Here is a 19,271-nt window from a genome sequence, read left to right as displayed (position 1 = left end):
ATCATGCAAAAAGTAATTAGAATAGGAACTCGCGATAGCAAATTAGCGCTTTGGCAAGCTAATAAAGTACGCGAAAAATTAACAGAATTAGGCTACGAAACTGTAATTGTTCCTATAAAATCTATGGGAGACATCGTTTTAGATAAACCTTTGTATGAATTAGGAATTACTGGTGTTTTTACTAAAAATTTAGATATTGCAATGTTAAATGGCGATATTGATATTGCTGTACATTCTCTAAAAGATGTACCAACAGCTTTACCAGAAGGAATTGTGCAAGCTGCAGTTTTAAAAAGAGGAAATTACAACGATATTTTAGTTTTAAAAGACACTGAAGAATTTTTTGGACAACCAAATGGTATTATTGCCACTGGAAGTTTACGAAGAAAAGCAATGTGGTTAAATCGTTATCCAACCCATAAAGTTGAAGATTTAAGAGGAAACGTAAATACTCGTTTGCAAAAATTAGAAGATAGCGAAACTTGGAACGGAGCAGTTTTTGCAGCCGCAGGTTTAGAAAGATTAAAAATTAGACCAGAAACTTCAGTAGATTTATCTTGGATGATTTCTGCACCAGGTCAAGGTACAGTTATGATTGCAGCTTTAGAAAACGACGATTACGTTTTAGATGCTTGTGAACAATTAAATGACCACCAAACTAAAGTTTGTGTTGGTATTGAGCGTGAGTTTTTAAGATTGTTAGAAGGTGGTTGTACAGCACCAATTGGAGCTTTAGCCTATGTAGATGCAAGAACTGAAGAAATAAACTTTAAAGGTGTTTTATTAAAAAAAGACGGTTCTAAAAAACTGACAGTTAATAAAACTGCAAAATTAGGAAGTCATAAATTTTTAGCAAAAGACTGTGCAGATTACATTATAAATAGAGGTGGTAAAGAACTTATTTTAGAAGATATTGAAGGAGAGTCTTTAATCGAAAATAAAGTATATTCTACAAAGAAACTATCTGAAATTCAGAAGAAAACATTACCAAGTGCTATTGGTATAGAAGATAGCGATTTTATTAAGATTCGTTTTAATAGAATTCCTGCAAAAGTGATGAAAAAAACGCATGAAAATGTTATAATTACAAGTCAGAATGGAGCAGAAGCAATTTTAAATTCTTTCACAAAAGACGAAATTAATTTTAAGAATATTTTCTGCGTTGGTAGAAGAACAAAAAAATTAATTGAAAGAAGAATTGGAAAAGTAAAACACGTTGCAAAAAATGCTTTAAAATTAGCTGAATATATAGCTAAAGAAACTGAAATTAAAGAAGTTTCTTATTTCTGTAGTGACTTAAGATTAGATGTTTTACCAACGTATTTACAAGCGCATGATATTGTAGTGAATGAGGTAGAAGCGTACAAAACAATGTTAAGTCCAGTAAAAATTGCAGATGATGTTACTGGAGTTTTATTTTATAGTCCATCAGGAATCGAAAGTTATTTAGAAGAAAATAATACAGATAAAGTTGCTTTTTGTATTGGAGAAACTACAGCTGTTGAAGCAAGAAAACATTTCCAAAATGTTCAAGTTGCAAATATGCCAGATGTGGAAAGTGTTTTAGAATTAGTAAATACACATTTTTCTAACTAAAGCAAATCCTAACCTTTCCAAAGGGAAGAAATGAGTAAGTTTATGTGTAAAATAACAAGAGAGAGTTTCTCTATTGTGAAAACAAATTATTAACCGCACAATTTTCATTGTGCTCCCCTTTGGGGAAACAGGGGCCATATGTTTAGAACAAGAAGATTAAGAAAAACAGAAGGAATTAGAAGATTAGTCAAAGAAACTAAACTTTCTGTAGACGATTTTATTTACCCACTTTTTATTGAAGAAGGCGAAAATATAGAAACAGAAATTGTTTCTATGCCAGGAATAAAACGTTGGTCTTTAGATACAATTTCGAAAGAATTAGATGAAGTTGTAATGTTAAATATTCCTGCAGTTTTATTATTCGGAATTCCATCAAACAAAGACGAAGAAGGAACAGAAACTTGGAATGATAACGGAATTATGCAACAAGCAGTTCGTTTTATTAAGAAGAATTACCCGAGTTTATATGTAATTACAGACGTTTGTTTTTGCGAATATACTTCTCACGGACATTGTGGAATTATTCATGATAATGATGTGGATAATGATGCAACTTTAATCAATTTAGCAAAACAAGTAATTTCACACGCAAAAGCTGGTGTAGATATGGTTGCACCTTCAGGAATGATGGATGGAACAATAGATATGGTTCGTCAGTCTTTAGATAATTCAGGTTTTGTAAACTTGCCAATTATGGCGTATTCTGTAAAATATGCATCAGCATTTTATGGGCCTTTTAGAGATGCAGCAGATTCTGCACCAACATTTGGAGATAGAAGAACGTATCAAATGGATCCATCAAACAGAGATGAAGGAATGCGTGAAGCAACTTTCGACGATCAAGAAGGAGCAGATATTTTAATGGTGAAACCAGCATTGTCTTATTTAGATATTATTCGTGATTTAAAAAATAATTTCGACAGACCCATTGCTTGTTACAATGTAAGTGGAGAATATGCTATGGTAAAAGCAGCTGCAGAAAAAGGTTGGATTGATGGCGAAAAAGTAATGATGGAGAGTTTACTATCAATGAAAAGGGCAGGAGCAGATATTATTATTACTTATTTTGCGAAGGAAGCAGCGAAAGTTCTGTTGAAACGTTAAACTGTTTAATTGTGTAACTGTACAATTACACGATTAAACAAATAAACAATTACACAATAAAAGATGTTTAAAAAATCAGAAAAATTATATAAAAAAGGATTAAAAAACTTGGTTGGAGCCGTAAATTCTCCAGTAAGAGCCTTTTCTTCAGTTGGTGGAAATCCTTTGTTTATCAAAAAAGCAAAAGGAACTAAAATTACAGATGTAGATGGAAATGAATATGTAGATTTAGTACTTTCTTACGGTCCAATGATTTTAGGTCATCGTCATAAAAAAGTGCAAAAAGGAGTAGACAAAGCATTAAAAAATGGCTATTCTTTTGGAGCATCTACAGAAGCAGAAATAAAGTTAGCAAAAATAGTTTGCGATGCTTTTCCAGGAATGGATAAAGTACGTTTTGTAAATTCAGGAACAGAAGCTGTTTTAAGTGCGGTTCGTTTGGCAAGAGCATTTACAGGAAAAGATAAAATCATTAAGTTTTCTGGTTGTTACCATGGACATCAAGATTCTTTATTAGTAGCAGCAGGTTCTGGTTTGGCAACTTTAAGTATGCCAGGAAGTAAAGGTGTTCCAGAAGGAGCTGTAAAAAATACGTTAATTGCAGAATATAATAATTTAGAAAGTGTAAAAGCACATTTCGAAAAACACGATGATATTGCTGGTGTAATTATCGAACCAATTTGTGGAAATATGGGTGTTGCCATTCCACAAAACGGATTTTTAGTAGAACTAAAAAAATACTTAGAATCTAAAAACGCCTTGTTAATTGCAGATGAAGTAATGACAGGTTTCCGTTCTAAATTTGGTGGAGCGCAAGAATTGTTAGGAGTAATTGCAGATATTACTTGTTTAGGAAAAGTAATTGGTGGAGGTTTTCCAGTAGGAGCTTATGGGGCAAGAGAAGAAATAATGCAAGAAGTTGCACCATTAGGAGGTATGTATCAGGCAGGAACGTTAAGTGGAAATCCAATTGCAATGGCAGGAGGAATCGCAACTTTAACAGAATTGAAAAAGCAAAACCCTTATAAAAAGTTCGAAGAAACTGGAAGTATTTTAGAAGTCATTTTATTAGAAACTGCTAAAAAATATAATGTAGATTTAGTGGTAAACAGATTTGGTTCTATGCTAAATCCTTTTTTCACAAATATTGAAGTAACAAACTTTGAAAAAGCACAAACATCAGACACAGGTAAATTTGCTGTTTTCTTTTGGGAAATGATTAAAAATGGAGTGTTTTTACCTCCAAGTCAGTTTGAAGCTTGGTTTTTATCATCAGCTTTAAACGATAAGGATATTAAGAAAATAGCAGAAGCAGTTGATAAAGCGATGTTGGCTGTTAGTAAAATTTAATATAAAATTCAGACCTCATAGTTTTTAAAACCTGTGAAGTCTTTTTAATAAAAATTATGATCAAGAACGACTTATTTTTAAGAGCATTAAAAGGAGAAACTGTAGACAGACCACCAGTTTGGATGATGCGTCAAGCAGGAAGATATTTACCAGAATTTCAAGAAATTAAAAAGAAATACGATTTCTTTACACGTTGTCAAACTCCAGAATTAGCATCAGAAATTACGGTGCAGCCAATCAGAAGATATGGAATGGACGCTGCAATTTTGTTTTCAGATATTTTGGTAATTCCACAGGCCATGAATATTCATGTGGAAATGAAACCTAATTTTGGACCTTATTTGCCAAATCCTATTCGTACTCAAAAAGATTTAGATTCGGTAATTGTACCAGATATTCAAGACACTTTAGGGTATGTAATGGATGCAATTAAAGCAACCAAAGAAAAACTGAATGACGAAGTTCCCTTAATCGGTTTTGCAGGTTCACCTTGGACAATTTTATGTTATTGTGTGCAAGGTCAGGGTTCTAAAAACTTCGATAAAGCGAAGGAATTATGTTTTACAAATCCTGTTGTTGCACATAGTTTATTACAGAAAATTACAGATACTACAATTGCGTATTTAAAAGCAAAAGTTGCGGCTGGCGTAAATGCAGTTCAGGTTTTCGATTCTTGGGGAGGAATGTTGTCTCCAGTAGATTATCAAGAGTTTTCTTGGCAATATATGCAGCAAATAATAGATGCTTTAAAAGATGAAATTCCGGTAATTGCTTTCGGTAAAGGTTGTTGGTTTGCGTTAGATAAAATGGCAAAATCAGGAGCTTCTGCTTTGGGTGTAGATTGGACTTGTTCAGCAAGAAATGCACGTTATTTATCAGGTGGAAATATTACATTGCAAGGTAATTTCGACCCGACAAGATTGTTTTCTCCACCATCAGAAATCAAAAAAATGGTGACTCAAATGATTAACGAATTTGGGAAAGATAAATACATTGTAAATCTTGGTCACGGAATTTTACCAAACATTCCTTTAGACAATGCAAAAGCGTTTATAGATGCTGTAAAAGAGTATAACGCAAATTAAAATTATAAGAATTTGGGCGTTACCTAAAGGTCGCACTTTCCATTATATCTTTTGCTGAAAAAGCAAAAGGATGCCATTTCAATCGCTAACGCACCTGTTTAGAAGCAAAAGTTATGAAAGATAAATTTTTCGCCTACATAGAAAACCTACAAGACCAAATTACTTCAAAATTAGAAGCAATAGATGGAAAAGCTAAATTCCAGGAAGACAACTGGAAAAGAGCAGAAGGTGGTGGAGGTAGAACTCGTGTTATAGAAAATGGTACAATTTTCGAAAAAGGTGGTGTAAATATTTCCAAAGTTTTTGGTGAATTACCAGAGGCATTAAGAAAACAATTTGGAGTAGAAGAAGGTAATTTCTTTGCTTGTGGATTAAGTTTGGTTTTGCATCCAACAAATCCTTTTGTACCAACTGTACACGCAAATTGGCGTTATTTTGAAATGTATAATTCTGCAGGAGAAATTGTAACCCAATGGTTTGGTGGTGGCCAAGATTTAACGCCTTATTATTTATTTGACGAAGATGCTACGCATTTTCATACGGTTTGTAAAACAGCTTGTGACAAGCATAATGCTGAGTTCTATCCTAAATTCAAAGAAACTTGCGACAAATATTTCTGGAATTCACACAGAAACGAAGCTCGAGGAATAGGAGGTTTATTTTTCGATTATTTAAAAGAAACTGAAGATTTTACGATAGAAGACAGATTCAATTTTGTAACAGAAGTTGGAAATAGTTTTTTAAAAAGCTATGTTCCAATTGTAGAAAAAAGAAAAGAAATTTCGTTTAAAAGAGAACAAAAAGATTGGCAAGAAGTAAGAAGAGGTCGTTATGTAGAATTCAATTTAGTGCATGACAGAGGAACTCTTTTTGGTCTAAAAACAAACGGAAGAATAGAAAGTATTCTAATGAGTTTACCACCAATTGTTCAGTGGAAATACAATCATCAACCAGAAGAAAATTCAGAAGAAGAAAGACTGTTAAAGATCTTAGCAGCGCCTAAAAATTGGATAGTTTAAAAATCAATCTCTACACCCAAACCTCCAAAAACACTTTGTCTTGTATCAAAAAGACCTAATTTTGAGTCAGAATCTCCATACAATGCAATCATATCACTTCTTTCTGAAGCTTGAAATAAAACATCAATTTTAAAGTGTTTATTTAATCGATAGCCAACTTCTAAAGAAAAACCAAGGCTAGGTTTTACAAGATCGAACCTTGTAATTACTCCATAGCCAATAGATGGTTGCAATTCTAAGTGTTTTAGTTCGAATCTTGGAATAAACCATATTTTAGGAAACACAATTCTGTTAAAATTATAAGCTAAATTTCCAGAATACCTTTTGTAATTTCCCTCTAATTGCGCGAATTCAAATTCAGCAAAATACACCCAATGGCCTAATTTATTTTGGTTAGCATTATACTTAAAACGAGTTACAATATCTAAAGTTCCTGCAGGATGTCCATGATGATCGCCTCTTAAAGTTAAACCTATATTTGCATATAAAGCAATTGCAAAATCATTTTGCGCTGTAGTTTTAGAAAAAGACAAAAGTGTAAAAAGTATTATAAAGACTAATTTTTTCATAGAGTGAAATTTAGGTGACTAAAATATAGCTATTATTTATTATAGCTATTTATTTTATTGAAATAAATATTTTTTAGCTTCATTTTTTTAAGAATATTAAGATGAAAAGGCATAATTAGTAAAAGTTGTAAAATACTTTCATTTAGAAAGATCTCAACTATTTACTTCAGTGTTTTATTTTTTAAATAAAAATTTTAAGAAGAATTATATGTGTTTTTTTTAAAAATAAGATTTTAAAATTGTTAATAACTACGAAAAAATGGATTCATAAAATAAATGTTTTAAAATAAAATATATAAAAAACAATAAAGATTTAAATTATTATATTATAAAATTAATGGTTGAACAGAATTGCTTTTCAAGTAGTGTAAATTTTATAAAACCTTTTTTGTTGCTTATTTCATAGGGTTTTTATTAAAGGTGAATTGTTGTATGGAAGCCGAAATAACAATAAGTACTCTTGAGTATATTTTTTAGTTTATTGCTTAAAGGTTGGTATTTATATTTAAGATTCTGTTATCAACAGTTTCAAGCAACACTTATTAACAAATGTTAATAAGTGTTGTTGTGCTTTAAAAATTAAAGTGTTAAAATTTTTAACTTAGTATAGTCAAGAATATTATTTGGTATACGTTTCCAAGTAAGTTTTAATATTTTATTATGAAAAATTTTCTAACTCCATTATTTCTATTTTTAAGCTTTGCAAATTTTGCACAAACACAAAACTCTGTAGATGCCTATAAACTTAATCAAGATTTTGGGAACATCATTCAGAGCTTAGCAGATAATTATATTTATTTAAAAGATAAAAAAACAGATTTCGATTGTGTAAAAGATAAATATGCGAATGTTGTTGGTAATGTTAAAACGAATCAGGAAAGAGTGCTTTTTTTCGAATATTTGTTAAATGAGTTTTACGATACGAATCTACTTTTAAATACCACAACAAAATCTTCTTTTCGCTTGCATTCTCCATTACATATCGTTCTAAAAGAGGGTAAATTTTACGTTCAAAATATTTGGTATTCGCAAATAAAAGATTTTGGGAAAAACATTATTGGGGCAGAAGTTTTAAATTTTAATAGTAAAGAATTTAATAAGGTTATAGACGATTTTCCAACACAATGTGCGAATAAAAACCTACCAGAAGTAAGAGAATGGATTGCGAATAAAATTATTTCAGGAAGATTAAATGAATCTAGAATTTTAACCTTGAAATTAACGGATGATAGAAAAATAAGTTTAGATGTAGATAATATTAAAATTAAAGAAGACAAAAAGCTTTTAACTGTTCGTAAAGAAAATGGGATTGCTATTATTAAAATCAATAATTCCTTAGGAAACAACAAGCTTATAAAGCGTTTTGACAGACAATTAAATACTCTTTTAAATACAAAAGGCTTAATTCTAGATTTAAGAAATACAGTCGATGGAGAAAATGATTATGTTGCAAGAGCTATAATGAGTAGATTTATTGATAAAGATTTACCATATCAAAAAAATATTACAAAAGAAAAATATGGTAATAACCCAGAAGTTAATAGGAGTAGATTAGAGTTTGTAAGTCCAAGAGGAACACAATATAATAAACCAGTTGTTGTTTTGGTGGGAAGATGGACAGGTAGTACTGGAGAAAATTTGGCAGTAGGTTTAGATGGAATGGAAAGAGCTAAAATTGTAGGATCTGAAATGGGGAAACTAGTTGGTTCTACTATAGATTATTCTTTTGAAAATCGTAAGTATGGTTATAGAATTCCTACACAGAAATTATATCATGTTAATGGAATTTTAAAAGAAAATTTTGTTCCAGAATTTAATATAATTCAACAAAGTACTTTAGTTGACGACGTTTTAGTAAAAGCCTTCAATTTGTTTGAACTTAAAGATCTTAATAATTTTGATTCTAAAGATGTAACTACAAATAACATTATTGCTAAAACTGATAAAAAACCATAATTTACCATTAAATTCTATTTATATATTTAGGTTAATGCAAGGTTAACACAACGCTTTTTTCATCACAAAGAAAAAGGAATTCTTATTTTTGAAAATGCTCAAAAAAATTAGACTTCTTATAATTGCTTCAATTCTTGGTTTACTAGCACTCTCTTTAGTACAAGGTTTCTTAATTAATAATACCTATAAATTAAAAAAAGACGTCTTTATTTCAGACACAAGAAAGTCTATTTCTCGTATAGACGATTTATCGCCAAGTTTAGACTCTGTAAACGATATTTGGCAAAATCATTTTCTAAACCTTGTAGCAGATTATTATGTAAAAAAGATTTCTAAAGAGCAAATTTTAGAAAAGCTGAACCGTAAAACGGATTCTATAAATGAGAATTATATTAAAAAATATCAAAAAGAAATTGCAACAAAAAACATCGGTTACAAGTTAAAATTTCAGAAAAAAGTAAAAACAATTATTCTTTTAGATAGTCTTGGAATTAAAAATGATACCATTTTTGAATCTAAAACAAAACCTTCTTTTCTTTTATTGGGGGCAAATTTTACTGAAGAAGAAGGCCATAGAGTTAGCAATTCATTGTGGATGACAGACCATAATTTTCAACGTGAAATTAATGGAAAAAAAGAGTCAATTACTTTTGATTTGCAATTCGAAACTCAAGATAGAATGAATATAGATGGTTGGGAAAAAATTGTCTTGCGAAGAATGACAAGCCTACTAATTCTTTCTGTAATAATCTTTTTATTCGTTTTTGGATTACTATATTATTCTATTAAAAATTTAATCACACAAAAGAAAATTGCAGATATTAAAACCGATTTTGTAAATAATATTACACACGAATTAAAAACACCTTTGGCAACTTTAAATTTAGCAACAAAAATGCTTCAAAAAGAAGAAATAAAAACACAGCCAATTATTATTGAAAGTACCATAAACACAATTGAAAGACAAAATATTCGTTTGCAAAAATTGATAGACCAAGTATTGAATAATTCTTTAGGTTACCAAGAAATTAAACTGAATAAAGAAGTTGTAAATACAAACGATTATTTGAATATGATTGTTGATGATTTTCAGCTTTCGTTAGATTCAAAAAGTATAAAGTTTAACAAAAATATATCAGTAAATAATGAAATTTTAATCGATAAATTTTACTTTACAACTGCTGTTTTAAACATTTTAGAAAACGCAGTTAAATATGGTAAAGAAGATTTAGAGATACATATTTCAGCAACAACAAAAGAGAATTTTACAATTTCAATTAAAGATAATGGAATTGGCATTCCAAAAAAACAACAACAATTTTTGTTTGATAAATTTTACAGGGTTGGTAATAAGGAAGTCCACAATGTTAAAGGATTAGGACTTGGTTTGTATTACACACATCAAATTATAAAAGCGCATAAAGGTGGTGTTTTTGTTGAAAGTGAAGAAAATATTGGAACTACATTTACCATTCAAATTCCTTTAAAATAATGAGCACAAACAAACATATTTTATTAGCAGAAGATGATGCCGATTTTGGAAGCATTTTAAAACAGTATTTAGAAATGTCTGGCTTTTCTGTAGAATGGGCAAAAGATGGAGAAGAAGCGTTAGAAACCTTTCAAAAAAGCGACTTTAATATTTGTGTTTTAGATGTAATGATGCCAAAATTAGATGGATTTTCTTTGGCTGAAAAAATTATAGAAATCAATCCAGAAATTCCTTTTATTTTCTTGACTGCCAGAAAGATGAAAGAAGATAAATTAAAAGGATTAAAATTAGGCGCAGACGATTATATTGTAAAACCTTTTGAAGCAGATGAATTGGTTTTGCGTTTGAATAACATTCTAAAAAGAACCCAAAAATCATCAATAATAATTTCTAAAAATGAAATTCTTATAATTGGAAATTACCAATTCAATACCAAGAGATTAGAGTTAAAAATTAATGAGAATATTCAACAACTAACAGAAAAAGAAGGAGAATTGATTCGTTTTTTATATCAACATAAAAATCAATTATTAAAAAGAGAAGAAATTCTAAAAGCTGTTTGGCAAAACGACGATTTCTTTACAGGTAGAAGTATGGATGTTTTTATCAGCAGAATTCGTAAATATTTTAAAGAAGACGCATCAATATCAATAGAAAGCACTCGTGGAATTGGTCTAGAGTTTAAGGTTAATGAAGCTTAATTTAAAAAATGTAAAAACTTATTTTAAATTTCTAGTTGAATTAATCCCGTTGAAAAACGGGATCTTTTTTTTTGAATTTTCAAAATTTTATAATTAATCTATACTTACGTTAATACAGTATTTGTTTAACGTTAATCGAAGGTTAACGACTTGTAATTCTTTGTTTTAAGTGTGTTTCAGATTTACATTTGTGGCATATTAATCTTAAAACCTATTATTATTATTATTATTATTATTATGAAAACTTTATTATTACCAATATTAATCGCAACATTTTTAACAACGAGTCTTTTTTCTCAATCAACACCAATAACACCAAAAACTCCTTCAAAAGTTACTACAACAAGTAAAGGAACTTCCTATTCAATTACTTTTGATACAGATGATAAAGAAGATAATTCATCAGTTTCCATTAAAAGAAACGACAATATCTACAAGTTTACTGCAAGTTTTCATGAAAGTAAAACTGGGAGTATTAAAAAATTATTAGTAGACAAATTGGGTAATTCTAATTTAACAGTTTCTGGTGATACTTATAGGTGGATTAAAACTGAAAATGGAGATAAATTATACGATTGCAAATTAACTGATGATAGTTTAAAAATTTATGTTGATAAAGAATATGCAAATTCTAAAGTTGTAGATATGATGGACGAATTTGGAGAAGTTTTAAAAGATGCTATTTCTGGAACAGATTCTAAAGAAGAAGCTAAAAAGATTGCAGAAAGTGAGTTAAAAAGTGCTGAAAGAGAATTAGCAAGGGCAAAAAGAGCGTTAGAAAAAGTAAAAAAGAGATTAGAAAGAAATAACTAAATTGTTGTTATATGTTTAAAATATTTGCTAAAAACTGAATTATATTTAATATAATTTGTTTTTAGCTTTTTTAAATTACGAATAATTTAAAGTATTCGATTTTTAAAATTATCTTTTTCATGATAATTTTAACGAAAAGTCTTTCATTTTTTAGTATTTTTGCAGTCTTAAAATTGATATAAATGGCAAGATTCGAATTAAAATTACCAAAGATGGGAGAAAGTGTTGCAGAAGCAACTATTACATCTTGGTTAAAAGAAGTTGGTGAAACAATAGAATTAGATGAAGCTATCGTAGAAATTGCAACAGATAAAGTAGATTCTGAAGTGCCATCTGAAGTAGAAGGAACTTTGGTAGAAATTTTATTTGAAAAAGATGAAGTTGTTGCAGTTGGTGCAACTATTGCAATTATAGAAACAGAAGGTGAGGATTCTACTACAGAAGAAGCTCCAAAAGTTGAAACTTCTAAAGAAGTTGCAGCTGTAGAAAAAACAATTGAAAAAGCAAATGAAGTAGTTGCTACACCAATATCTAAAACTTCAGATTCTGGTAAATTTTATTCTCCTTTAGTTAGAAATATAGCTAAAACAGAAGGAGTTTCAATGGAAGAATTAGAAACGATTGCTGGTTCAGGAAAAGAAGGTAGAGTAACTAAAGAAGATATTTTAGCTTTTGTAGAAAATAGAGGAAACACTCCTGTCATTTCGAGCACAGTCGAGAAATCTCAACCAAAAGTAGAAGTTAAAGTTGAAAAACCAATTCAAAAAGAGGTTCAAAAAGCAGCGCCAGTTTCTGTAAATGGAGAAGATGAAGTAATGGAAATGAGTAGAATGGGTAAATTGGTTGCCAAGCATATGGTAAACTCTGTACAAACTTCTGCACATGTGCAATCTTTTATAGAAATTGATGTAACCAATATTGTAAAATGGAGAACAAAAGTTAAAGACGATTTCTTTAAAAGAGAAGGAGAGAAGTTAACTTTTACGCCAATATTAATGCATGCTGTTGCAAATACTATAAAAAAATACCCACTAATTAATATTGCTGTAGATGGTGAGAATATCATTAAAAAGAAAAATATAAATTTAGGGATGGCAGCCGCTTTGCCAGATGGAAATTTAATTGTACCAGTAATTAAAAACGCAGATCAGTTGAATTTGGTTGGCATGACAAAATCTGTAAATGATTTGGCTACAAGAGCAAGAAATAATGCTTTAAAACCCGATGATATTCAGGGAGGAACTTATACTGTTACAAATGTTGGTAGTTTTGGTTCTGTAATGGGAACACCAATTATAAACCAGCCACAAGTTGCTATTTTAGCTTTAGGAGCTATTAGAAAAGTACCTGCAGTTATTGAAACTCCAGAAGGAGATTTTATAGGAATTAGACAGAAAATGTTTGTATCTCATTCTTACGATCACAGAGTTGTAAATGGTGCTTTAGGTGGAATGTTTATTAAAACTTTAAAAGAAACTTTAGAAGCTTGGGATATGAAACAAGATTTTTAAAAAGTTAAAAATATGCATAGATTTATAAAACGCTTGGATTTTCCAAGCGTTTTTATTTGGATTCAATTATATTCGCAGAATAATAGATTTTAAACTAAAATAAAAATGAAAAAATTGTTAATTTTATTTGTGTTGGTAGCAACATTTAATGTAGCAGCACAAGAAACAGTATTATTAAGACTTAATTATGCAAAAGGCGATACTTATAAAACTAATATGAAAGTTACTCAAAATGTAGGTGTAGCAATGTCTTCTACAATTATGATGACTATGAATCAGGAAATTGTTTCTGTTACAGAAGATTTATTTACTTCTAACATGAAAATTTCAAACATGTCTATGGACATGATGCAAGGTGGACAAATTATGAGTTACGATTCTTCTAAAAAAGTAGAAGATTTAGATGAAATGGGAAAAATGATTGCAACTCAAATGGGGCCGTTTTTAAGTGCTAATTTTATTTCTAAAGGAAATAACTTAGGAGAAGTATTAGAAACAACAGTGGAACCAAATGTTCCTGGAGCAGAGCAAATGTTAAAACAGTCTGGAAGTGTTGTTTATCCAAAAGAGGCTGTAAAAGTGGGTAGTGTTTGGACTACAAAGAAAAGTGAAAATGGAATGGAGCTTGAATTCAATTATAAGGTTTCTGCAATAACAACAACAACTGTAAAGATAGATGTTTCTGGAACTGTTGGTGGAATAGCAAAAGGAACTATTTCTGGAAGTATGGATGTTGATAAAAAATCGGGTGTTCCAGTAGATTCTAAAGTAGAAATGAAAATGGCAGCACAAGGCCAAGATATTGTTTCTGGAGTAGAATCTAAAATAACAAAACTGTAATATTTAATTTATTTCAGATATAAAAAAATAGCCTTAAACTTTCAAGGCTATTTTTTTTTGTTTTAATAATTAATTTTAAAACAGTAAACATTATTTAGTTTTTAATTTCTGTAAACTACTTTCTACAATACAACCACCAATTCATATCTCTAGAAACTTTAAATCCTAATTTTTCGTAAAGAGGAATCGCCTTATTCCCTTTATTTGTATGGAGAATTGGTAACTTTTTTTCTTTTAAAATTTCTTTGGTAGTATATGTTATTAGTTGTTTGGCAAACCCTTTACCTGTATAATCTGGATGCGTGACAACACCACTTATTTCTATAAAATCGTCAGTTTGCATTCTCTCACCAGTAATAGCAACTAATTTATTATTTTTAAAAATACCAAAATAATCGCCCATTTCAAAACCTCTTTTCCTATAAAACCCTGGCATTACCAGCCAAATTAAATCGTAAATTTCTTCTATATATTCTTCTGTAAGTAATATGATTTCTTCTGTAATTTCTACTTCAATTAAATTTTCTAAAACCATTTGGCACCCGTCAATTTTCTTTTCTAAGGTTATAAAATCGTTATCGATTTCAGGAATTTTATTTTCGGAAACTAAAAAGAATTTTTCAGAGATTTTCGAATATTCATTCATTGCTTTACTAGTTTTTGTAACATCGTAAAAAGCTCCAAAAGTATTTACTTCTGGATGATAAAACTGAACACCATCAAATTCTATAAGAAATTTTTTATGAGTTTCGTTTAACGAATACCAAACAGGGTTTTTTAATTTGTCTTCTAATTTTTTCATTCTAAATTAAAAATAAAAAAAACCAGCGAACTTCGCTGGTTTTTATAAAATATATTTAAAAGAAAACTACGCTAACATTGTAACAGGGTTTTCGATAAACGTTTTTAATGTTTGTAAAAACTGAGCACCAACAGCACCATCAACAGTTCTGTGGTCGCACGTTAAAGTTAATTTCATAGTATTTCCAACAACTATTTGTCCGTTTTTAACAACTGGCTTTTCTACAATTGCACCAACAGATAAAATTGCAGAATTTGGTTGGTTAATTATCGAAGTAAAGTTTTCGATACCAAACATTCCTAAATTAGAAACTGTAAAAGTACTTCCTTGCATTTCTGCAGGTGTAATTTTTTTGTGTCTTGCTTTCCCAGCTAAATCTCTTACAGTTGCACCAATTTGAGTTAAACTCATTTGGTTTGTATGTTTAATAACTGGTACTAATAAACCTTCATCTACTGCAACAGCGACACCAACATGAATATGACTGTGGTATATTGTATTGTTATCTGTCCAAGAAGTATTTACTTGTGGGTGTTTCTGTAAAGCCATTGCACAAGCTTTTACAACCATATCATTAAAAGATACTTTGGTATCTGGTATTGCATTGATTGTTTTTCTTGAAGCCATTGCATTGTCCATATCAACTTCAATGTTTAAACTGAAGTCTGGTGCAGAGAATTTAGAGTTTCCTAAAGATTTTGCAATTGCTTTACGCATTTGCGAATTCTTAACTTCTTCTGACTTTTCTTCTCCTGTAACAGAAAAAGATGGAGTCGCGGCACTAGATGCTGGAGAAGGAGTTTCTACAGAAACTGTTGCTTTAGGTGTATAATTTTCAACATCTTTTTTAATGATTCTTCCATTTTCACCAGAACCAGAAACATCTGCTAAATTAATTCCTTTATCTGAAGCAATTTTCTTTGCTAAAGGAGAAGCGAAAATTCGTCCGCCAGAATTATTTGTAGTTGTATTAGAAGATTTTGTTTCTTCTTTTTTATCAGAAGATTTCTCTTCTTTTTTGTCTTCTTTCTTTTCAGATTTTGCTTCTGAAGATTTACTTGCAGAAGCTCCACCATTTTTAACCAATGCAGAAACATCTGTTCCTGCTGGTCCAATAATGGTTAATAAACTATCTACAGGAGCAGTTTCTCCTTCTTGAACACCAATGTAAAGAATAGTTCCTTCGTAGAAACATTCGAATTCCATAGTTGCTTTGTCAGTTTCAATCTCTGCTAAAATATCACCTTCCTCTACTGCATCTCCTTCTTTCTTTAACCAAGTTGCAACAGTACCATCTGTCATGGTATCACTTAAACGTGGCATAGTAATAACGTTTACACCTTCAGGAATTTCTGCAGAATCATCAGTGCTTTCATCTTCAGAAGAATTATCTTCATTAGAATCTTTACTTTCGTTTTCTTTAGAATCTTCTTTCTCTGCTGATTTTTCATCAGAAGAACCACCAGCTAAAAGGTCAGAAATATCTTCTCCTTCTTCACCAATAATTGCTAATAATGTATCTACTGGAGAAGTTTCTCCTTCTTGAACACCAACGTGTAATAAAACACCTTCGTGAAAAGATTCGAATTCCATTGTAGCTTTATCTGTTTCGATTTCTGCTAAAATATCACCTTCTTCAATTTTATCTCCAACTTTCTTTAGCCATTGCGCAACAACACCTTCTTCCATGGTATCACTTAAACGCGGCATATTTATAACTGTAGCCATATTTTAACTTATAAAAGGATAATCTTCTTGTTCATAAACCATATCGTACATTTGTTGAGTCTCTGGAAATGGAGATTCTTCTGCGAATTTCTCGCATTCTAAAACCATTTTCTTAACCTCTTTATCTATTGCAGATATCTCTTCTTCTGTTGCGTAGTTTTTCTCTAAAATAACATCTTTTACTTGCGTAATTGGATCTATTTTTTTGTACTCTTCAACTTCGTCTTTTGTTCTATAATGTTGTGCATCAGACATAGAGTGTCCTCTATATCTATAGGTTTTCATTTCTAAAAATGTTGGACCATCTCCACGTCTTGCTCTTTGTATTGCTTCATCTACAGCTTCTGCTACCTTTATTGGATTCATTGCATCTACTGGTCCACAAGGCATTTCATAACCTAAACCAAGTTTCCAAATATCTTCATGATTTGCAGTTCTACCAACAGAAGTTCCCATTGCGTAACCGTTATTTTCAACAATAAAAATTACAGGTAACTTCCATAGCATTGCCATGTTAAAGGCTTCGTGTAAAGATCCCTGTCTTGCAGCACCATCTCCAAAACATGTTAAAGTTACAGCATCACTTCCTTTATATTTATCTGCAAAAGCAAGTCCTGCTCCTAAAGGAATTTGCCCTCCAACGATTCCATGTCCTCCATAAAAACGAAATTCTTTAGAAAAAATATGCATAGAACCACCCATTCCTTTAGAGGTTCCAGTAACTTTTCCAAACAACTCTGCCATAACTTTCTTAGGATCTTCTCCCATTCCAATTGGCTGTACGTGATTTCTGTAAGCAGTAATCATTTTATCTTTAGTTAAGTCCATTGCATGCAATGCTCCTGCTAAAATAGCTTCTTGTCCATTGTATAAATGCAAGAAACCTCTTACTTTTTGTTGAATATAAACTGAAGCTAATTTGTCTTCGAATTTACGCCAGAAAAGCATGTCTTTGTACCAATCTAAGTAGGTCTGTTTGGTTATTTTTTTCATTCTAATGATTCTTATTTATAATGTAGATTATGAAATTGAATTTTTATAATCGAAATACAAAAATAACTGTTTTAAATAGAATAAAAAAACAACATTTTTCGATTTAACTCAATCGTTTTCGTAAATACTATTAACCACTAGGATTTATTAGTAAAGAAATTAATATTTTTTTTAATATAAGGAAAGAAATGAAAGCAAAACACAATTATGGTTTTATTTTGTATTGATAGGAAGTAGTTAATTGGTTTTAACTTTTATAAATAATATAACTATTTATTTATCTTTTGCTATTAGTAATGTTGCTTTTGCATCTGTTGCTAAATTCCATTCATTGGAAGATAATAACATACCAGCATCGTTATATACTTTAAAAGCGGCTGTATTTGGGCCAGAAGTTCCTTGGTTTAAAGCTAATATGGTTATTTTATTAATACCTACTTCTAAAGGAATATTAAAACTTTGATAACGTTGTTTTAATAATATATTTGTAACCACAGGAATATTATTTACCAAAATAGTTACTCTATCTCCATCTGGATATTGGTAATCTCTACAAATAATATTTACACTATTAGAATTTGTTCGAATACTTCCTAAATCTTGATCGATTTTTGGATAAATATATTGTCCGTTAATTTTTTTAAATGAGTTTAAAAAACGTGCTTCACTCAATCTTTTCTGAGTTAAAATTCCTTTATTTTGAAGAGATTCTTCATCTTGCTGTTTTTTTAACTTCTGTTGCTCTTTTTCGTAAGCTTTCTTAAAACCTAAATCTCCCTTTAATTCTATTGAAGTTGGTTTTACAGAAACTATTTTATTCTTTAAAGTAACAGATTTTCCTTTCTCATTAGCTTTTCCGCCATTTATTTTATCAAGTTGACCAAAAAAAGAAAAAGTAGATAAAAAACAGATAATAAGAAATGTAAATTTTGTTTTAAGATTCATTTTAGAAACGTTTAACGTAACAAGAGCAAATATAATGCCGATTTTTGTTGAAGTTCTTTCAATTTTGTTAAACTTTTTAATCGATTGGAAAATTGAAATATGTTTTTGGAAAAGGTTCATTTCGTAAAGTAAAATGCCACCACTCGTTATTATAGGGTTTAAAATTATGATCGATCATTATTTTACGTAATAATAATCTGTTTTCTTTTTGTTTTTCTGTGATGTTTTTATAAAATGGATGAGATTGAATTCCGAAAAAATCATACGGACTTCCCATGTCTAATTCTTTTCCCGTTTTTACATTAACAATTGTTAAATCTACTGTACTTCCTCTTGTGTGACCAGATTTAGATGCAATATAACCTCTTTTAAAAAGTTCGGATTTTGGTACTTTTGGATAATACTCGTTTTTCATTAAAGTATCATTCATAACTCTTGCCCATCGAACAAAGTGGTTTACTGCTTGTTGTGGTCTATAAGCATCGAAAATTTTTAAACTGAGACCTTTTTTTAATAATTTTTGCTGTACAATTTTTAAAGTATTGGCAGTTTCTAGGGTAACAATTACACAGTTACTTTTATATCCATCTATTTTTTTTCCAATAAAATTGTTGTTAGAGAGATATCTTAATTCCAATTGAATGGTATTATCAATAGTATTTAAATAGGTAAAACCTTCAGGGAAATCTTGAGCTTTTGCGAAAAAGTTTGAAAGAAAAACTATAAATAGTATGTATTGTTTCATAAGAAATCAAAATTAACGAATA

17 protein-coding genes are annotated in these 19,271 nt (G+C 30.1%); 11 read left to right on the top strand and 6 right to left on the bottom strand.

Features of this window, described 5'->3' with window-relative positions; genetic code table 11:
• The first annotated feature begins 3 nt into the window (after positions 1-3).
• The 5 genes from hemC to hemF all read left to right on the top strand — a co-directional run bounded on the left by hemC (position 4) and on the right by hemF (position 6,154).
• A complete protein-coding gene (hemC, locus tag H9I45_RS05565; RefSeq protein ID WP_088353091.1) occupies positions 4-1,596 on the top strand; it encodes a hydroxymethylbilane synthase in 1,593 nt (530 codons plus the stop codon).
• Between the two features lie 138 nt (positions 1,597-1,734).
• A complete protein-coding gene (hemB, locus tag H9I45_RS05560; RefSeq protein ID WP_088353090.1) occupies positions 1,735-2,700 on the top strand; it encodes a porphobilinogen synthase in 966 nt (321 codons plus the stop codon).
• 63 nt (positions 2,701-2,763) lie between these two features.
• Entirely contained in the window at positions 2,764-4,050 is a 1,287-nt protein-coding gene (hemL, locus tag H9I45_RS05555) for a glutamate-1-semialdehyde 2,1-aminomutase (RefSeq protein ID WP_088353089.1), read from the top strand.
• Positions 4,051-4,106: 56 nt separating this feature from the next.
• Positions 4,107-5,135, top strand: coding sequence for a uroporphyrinogen decarboxylase (gene hemE / locus H9I45_RS05550; RefSeq protein ID WP_088353088.1), 1,029 nt, complete (start codon positions 4,107-4,109; stop codon positions 5,133-5,135).
• 113 nt (positions 5,136-5,248) lie between these two features.
• The gene (gene hemF, locus H9I45_RS05545; protein WP_088353087.1) at positions 5,249-6,154 is read left to right on the top strand and encodes an oxygen-dependent coproporphyrinogen oxidase; all 906 of its coding nucleotides are present in this window, start codon (positions 5,249-5,251) and stop codon (positions 6,152-6,154) included.
• Here the strand turns inward: hemF and H9I45_RS05540 are convergent.
• On the bottom strand, positions 6,151-6,723 hold the full coding sequence (locus H9I45_RS05540) for a hypothetical protein (protein WP_140422728.1): 573 nt from the start codon (positions 6,721-6,723) through the stop codon (positions 6,151-6,153). The two genes, hemF and H9I45_RS05540, sit on opposite strands and share 4 nt — an antisense overlap.
• Positions 6,724-7,383: 660 nt before the next feature.
• Here H9I45_RS05540 and H9I45_RS05535 point away from each other — a divergent pair.
• From H9I45_RS05535 to H9I45_RS05510, 6 genes are all read left to right on the top strand, one after another.
• Positions 7,384-8,679, top strand: coding sequence for a S41 family peptidase (locus H9I45_RS05535; RefSeq protein ID WP_088353085.1), 1,296 nt, complete (start codon positions 7,384-7,386; stop codon positions 8,677-8,679).
• Positions 8,680-8,773: 94 nt separating this feature from the next.
• Positions 8,774-10,171 carry a sensor histidine kinase gene (locus tag H9I45_RS05530; RefSeq protein ID WP_088353084.1) on the top strand — a complete coding sequence of 466 codons (1,398 nt, stop codon included), beginning with the start codon at positions 8,774-8,776 and terminating at the stop codon, positions 10,169-10,171.
• Positions 10,171-10,872: a response regulator transcription factor gene (locus H9I45_RS05525; RefSeq protein ID WP_088353083.1), complete on the top strand. Its 702-nt coding sequence runs from the start codon at positions 10,171-10,173 to the stop codon at positions 10,870-10,872. Before H9I45_RS05530 ends, H9I45_RS05525 begins: the two co-directional genes overlap by 1 nt.
• A gap of 237 nt (positions 10,873-11,109) precedes the next feature.
• Positions 11,110-11,685, top strand: a complete 576-nt coding sequence (locus H9I45_RS05520; protein ID WP_088353082.1) for a hypothetical protein — start codon at positions 11,110-11,112, stop codon at positions 11,683-11,685.
• 182 nt (positions 11,686-11,867) lie between these two features.
• Positions 11,868-13,196, top strand: a complete 1,329-nt coding sequence (locus H9I45_RS05515; protein WP_088353081.1) for a dihydrolipoamide acetyltransferase family protein — start codon at positions 11,868-11,870, stop codon at positions 13,194-13,196.
• A 105-nt stretch (positions 13,197-13,301) separates the two neighbouring features.
• Complete coding sequence (locus H9I45_RS05510) at positions 13,302-14,036, top strand: DUF6263 family protein (RefSeq protein ID WP_088353080.1); 735 nt, start codon at positions 13,302-13,304, stop codon at positions 14,034-14,036.
• Positions 14,037-14,151: 115 nt separating this feature from the next.
• On the opposite strand, the gene H9I45_RS05505 is transcribed toward H9I45_RS05510, so the two are convergent.
• The 5 genes from H9I45_RS05505 to H9I45_RS05485 form a co-directional block, all read right to left on the bottom strand.
• On the bottom strand, positions 14,152-14,838 hold the full coding sequence (locus H9I45_RS05505; RefSeq protein WP_088353079.1) for a GNAT family N-acetyltransferase: 687 nt from the start codon (positions 14,836-14,838) through the stop codon (positions 14,152-14,154).
• 66 nt (positions 14,839-14,904) lie between these two features.
• Positions 14,905-16,566, bottom strand: coding sequence for a dihydrolipoamide acetyltransferase family protein (locus H9I45_RS05500; protein ID WP_088353077.1), 1,662 nt, complete (start codon positions 16,564-16,566; stop codon positions 14,905-14,907).
• A gap of 3 nt (positions 16,567-16,569) precedes the next feature.
• Entirely contained in the window at positions 16,570-17,559 is a 990-nt protein-coding gene (pdhA, locus tag H9I45_RS05495; RefSeq protein WP_088353075.1) for a pyruvate dehydrogenase (acetyl-transferring) E1 component subunit alpha, read from the bottom strand.
• Between the two features lie 273 nt (positions 17,560-17,832).
• Complete coding sequence (locus H9I45_RS05490; protein WP_088353278.1) at positions 17,833-18,504, bottom strand: hypothetical protein; 672 nt, start codon at positions 18,502-18,504, stop codon at positions 17,833-17,835.
• A gap of 76 nt (positions 18,505-18,580) precedes the next feature.
• Complete coding sequence (locus tag H9I45_RS05485; RefSeq protein WP_088353074.1) at positions 18,581-19,249, bottom strand: M15 family metallopeptidase; 669 nt, start codon at positions 19,247-19,249, stop codon at positions 18,581-18,583.
• Positions 19,250-19,271: the final 22 nt, after the last annotated feature.

It is taken from the genome of Polaribacter haliotis, from assembly GCF_014784055.1.
Classification (GTDB): Bacteria; Bacteroidota; Bacteroidia; order Flavobacteriales; family Flavobacteriaceae; genus Polaribacter; species Polaribacter haliotis.
The sequence above is the reverse complement of the archived record's forward strand: the minus strand, read 5'-3'. Positions and strand labels throughout refer to the sequence as shown.

Coding starts and splice junctions, on each gene's coding strand:
- H9I45_RS05515 (WP_088353081.1), top strand. CDS start 11,868: ATGGCAAGATTCGAATTAAAATTACCAAAGATGGGAGAAAGTGTTGCA.
- hemB (WP_088353090.1), top strand. CDS start 1,735: ATGTTTAGAACAAGAAGATTAAGAAAAACAGAAGGAATTAGAAGATTA.
- hemF (WP_088353087.1), top strand. CDS start 5,249: ATGAAAGATAAATTTTTCGCCTACATAGAAAACCTACAAGACCAAATT.
- H9I45_RS05510 (WP_088353080.1), top strand. CDS start 13,302: ATGAAAAAATTGTTAATTTTATTTGTGTTGGTAGCAACATTTAATGTA.
- H9I45_RS05485 (WP_088353074.1), bottom strand. CDS start 19,249: ATGAAACAATACATACTATTTATAGTTTTTCTTTCAAACTTTTTCGCA.
- H9I45_RS05525 (WP_088353083.1), top strand. CDS start 10,171: ATGAGCACAAACAAACATATTTTATTAGCAGAAGATGATGCCGATTTT.
- H9I45_RS05505 (WP_088353079.1), bottom strand. CDS start 14,838: ATGAAAAAATTAGAAGACAAATTAAAAAACCCTGTTTGGTATTCGTTA.
- hemC (WP_088353091.1), top strand. CDS start 4: ATGCAAAAAGTAATTAGAATAGGAACTCGCGATAGCAAATTAGCGCTT.
- H9I45_RS05490 (WP_088353278.1), bottom strand. CDS start 18,504: ATGAATCTTAAAACAAAATTTACATTTCTTATTATCTGTTTTTTATCT.
- hemE (WP_088353088.1), top strand. CDS start 4,107: ATGATCAAGAACGACTTATTTTTAAGAGCATTAAAAGGAGAAACTGTA.
- H9I45_RS05535 (WP_088353085.1), top strand. CDS start 7,384: ATGAAAAATTTTCTAACTCCATTATTTCTATTTTTAAGCTTTGCAAAT.
- H9I45_RS05500 (WP_088353077.1), bottom strand. CDS start 16,566: ATGGCTACAGTTATAAATATGCCGCGTTTAAGTGATACCATGGAAGAA.
- H9I45_RS05540 (WP_140422728.1), bottom strand. CDS start 6,723: ATGAAAAAATTAGTCTTTATAATACTTTTTACACTTTTGTCTTTTTCT.
- hemL (WP_088353089.1), top strand. CDS start 2,764: ATGTTTAAAAAATCAGAAAAATTATATAAAAAAGGATTAAAAAACTTG.
- pdhA (WP_088353075.1), bottom strand. CDS start 17,559: ATGAAAAAAATAACCAAACAGACCTACTTAGATTGGTACAAAGACATG.
- H9I45_RS05530 (WP_088353084.1), top strand. CDS start 8,774: ATGCTCAAAAAAATTAGACTTCTTATAATTGCTTCAATTCTTGGTTTA.
- H9I45_RS05520 (WP_088353082.1), top strand. CDS start 11,110: ATGAAAACTTTATTATTACCAATATTAATCGCAACATTTTTAACAACG.